4 protein-coding genes are annotated in these 1,783 nt (G+C 46.8%); 1 reads left to right on the forward strand and 3 read right to left on the reverse strand.

All coding sequences use genetic code 11. From position 1 onward, the window contains the following. The 3 genes from LG31_RS0107810 to LG31_RS0107820 all read right to left on the reverse strand — a co-directional run. Nucleotides 1-223 (reverse strand): H-NS family histone-like protein (locus tag LG31_RS0107810; RefSeq protein WP_033113927.1); only part of this gene is annotated, 223 nt, incomplete at its 3' end. A 352-nt stretch (nucleotides 224-575) separates the two neighbouring features. Beyond that, nucleotides 576-875, reverse strand: a complete 300-nt coding sequence (locus tag LG31_RS0107815) for a hypothetical protein (protein WP_033113928.1) — start codon at nucleotides 873-875, stop codon at nucleotides 576-578. Between the two features lie 114 nt (nucleotides 876-989). After that, a complete protein-coding gene (locus LG31_RS0107820; RefSeq protein WP_033113929.1) occupies nucleotides 990-1,181 on the reverse strand; it encodes a hypothetical protein in 192 nt (63 codons plus the stop codon). Nucleotides 1,182-1,282: 101 nt separating this feature from the next. Here LG31_RS0107820 and LG31_RS0107825 point away from each other — a divergent pair, with 101 nt between their 5' ends. Beyond that, nucleotides 1,283-1,735: an antitoxin Xre/MbcA/ParS toxin-binding domain-containing protein gene (locus LG31_RS0107825; protein ID WP_033113930.1), complete on the forward strand. Its 453-nt coding sequence runs from the start codon at nucleotides 1,283-1,285 to the stop codon at nucleotides 1,733-1,735. Nucleotides 1,736-1,783: the final 48 nt, after the last annotated feature.

The raw sequence follows: 1,783 nt of genomic DNA on the forward strand, positions 1-1,783 counted from the left end.
GCTCACTCGGATCGATGCCAGCCTCTTTCAGCATCTCGGTAAACTCAGCCAGTTTTTGCAGGCGTTCTGCTGACTCTGCTCTGATTTTGCTCTCTTGCTGCTCACGTTCGGCATAGATTTCGTCAAATTTATCTTTAGCCTCGACCAACTGCTCAAAAGAGAGCTCGCGCAATGCAGCACGCAGACTACGGATATTCAACAGAGTTTTCAAAAAATCGTTCATTTTTATCCTCATGTATCACATTTTTATATCAGATAAATTATCTCTCAACCCCAGCATTAGCACCACTGTTTTTGGCACCAAGATGACTCAAAAAATAGCATCATTTAAAATTCGTGAGCTAAATTGCGTTTGGATCTGCTTATTGGCCTAGCTCCAATCTGCTATGAAACTATGTAGCTAAAAATTAAATCCAAGTGGTAGTGAGCGTTGAGACCACCTCACCAGATGAGCCGATGAACGATCTTGATCGGCTCACGAAATGAGCCGATTGGAGAATATCATTGGCTCACAGAATGAGTCGATGATAGGAAATAGTTCTCTCCACACAACCTCGAATATAGGGGCATACTATTCAGATTATCTCCCTATTAGAATAATCACGCCCAAATGTGTCTGGGTTTGCAGCCTCATAGTCATCGTCAAACATATGTTCCCCGCGATGCATCTCCCTCATTGTTGCGAGTATACCGAAAAAACACATTTCACACAGATGCACCAGATAACGCTCACCATCGTGACGGGAACCATAGCCAAAATCCGCCGATAACGAGCCGTATTGATTGGTTCCAAAATTCGTTTTTGTACTACGACCACAGACATCACAGAGAATGTCAACGACCTGCTCTGTTGGCACAATTTCTTTTACGAGCATGCTAAGCTCCTTATTTAAGGCTTTATGAAAACTATAATATCTTCTGCTTTTGATGTGGGAGTAACCTGGGCTGGCTATTTATCACTGGCATAACCAGCATTGAACTCTCATTTGTTATTTTTGGATGTCTTTGCACTCAAATTTTGGAGGTGTTTTCCAGCCTGTAACGCGCCCGCTGCGTTTGTTGACCCTGCGGTATTCATTCCCCAACAGGATTTCCCATTCAGAGCCGTTCTCCGATAGAACCTGAAAAGTAGTCCCAAGCTCAATGCCTAAACCTGGTTCAGTACAGACCAACTCGGTCATCAGCCCTCCTCAATGCAGGGGCATTTGTTCCACTCAAACCGACAGTTTGGGGTAGGATAGCTCATGAGAGGTCGTGTTTGTACAATGAGGAATGCTACATGATGCCCTATACAACATATCATCCTAGTAGTGACGCAGCTACTACGAACTGTCTCCTGGAAGCTCTTGGTATTCCTCGTGACCCACTAGGAGCACATCAATGGATCGTGGCTGGCGTAGCACCGGACATACTCTATCGGCTCGCTGAATTGATGAAGACTGATGTGGGGATGGTTTGCCAGTGGGTGGGTATTAGCCGGAGTACACTGACCCGCAAGCTGCGGATTGCAGCCCCCCTATCAATATCGCAGGGTGTCAGGGTATACGGAGTTGCACAGGCCCTCGATGCGGCACTAGTCTTCCACAGGAACGATACCGTCAAGACACTGTCGTGGTTAAACCGCACCGCCTGGGGCCTCGGTGGCGTAGCCCCAGCTAAGTTGTTGGCTACACCAATGGGGGTTCAGGCTGTTGTCGATCTAGTGGGACGGATTCGGCATGGGGTGTGCCTATAAATTTAGGCAGCCTGCGGCCTCATCTTTCAGTTCAAAAAAACATCACGA

Origin of the sequence: Aeromonas lacus, assembly GCF_000764665.1 — a bacterium.
In the GTDB taxonomy this organism is placed as follows: domain Bacteria; phylum Pseudomonadota; class Gammaproteobacteria; order Enterobacterales; family Aeromonadaceae; genus Aeromonas; species Aeromonas lacus.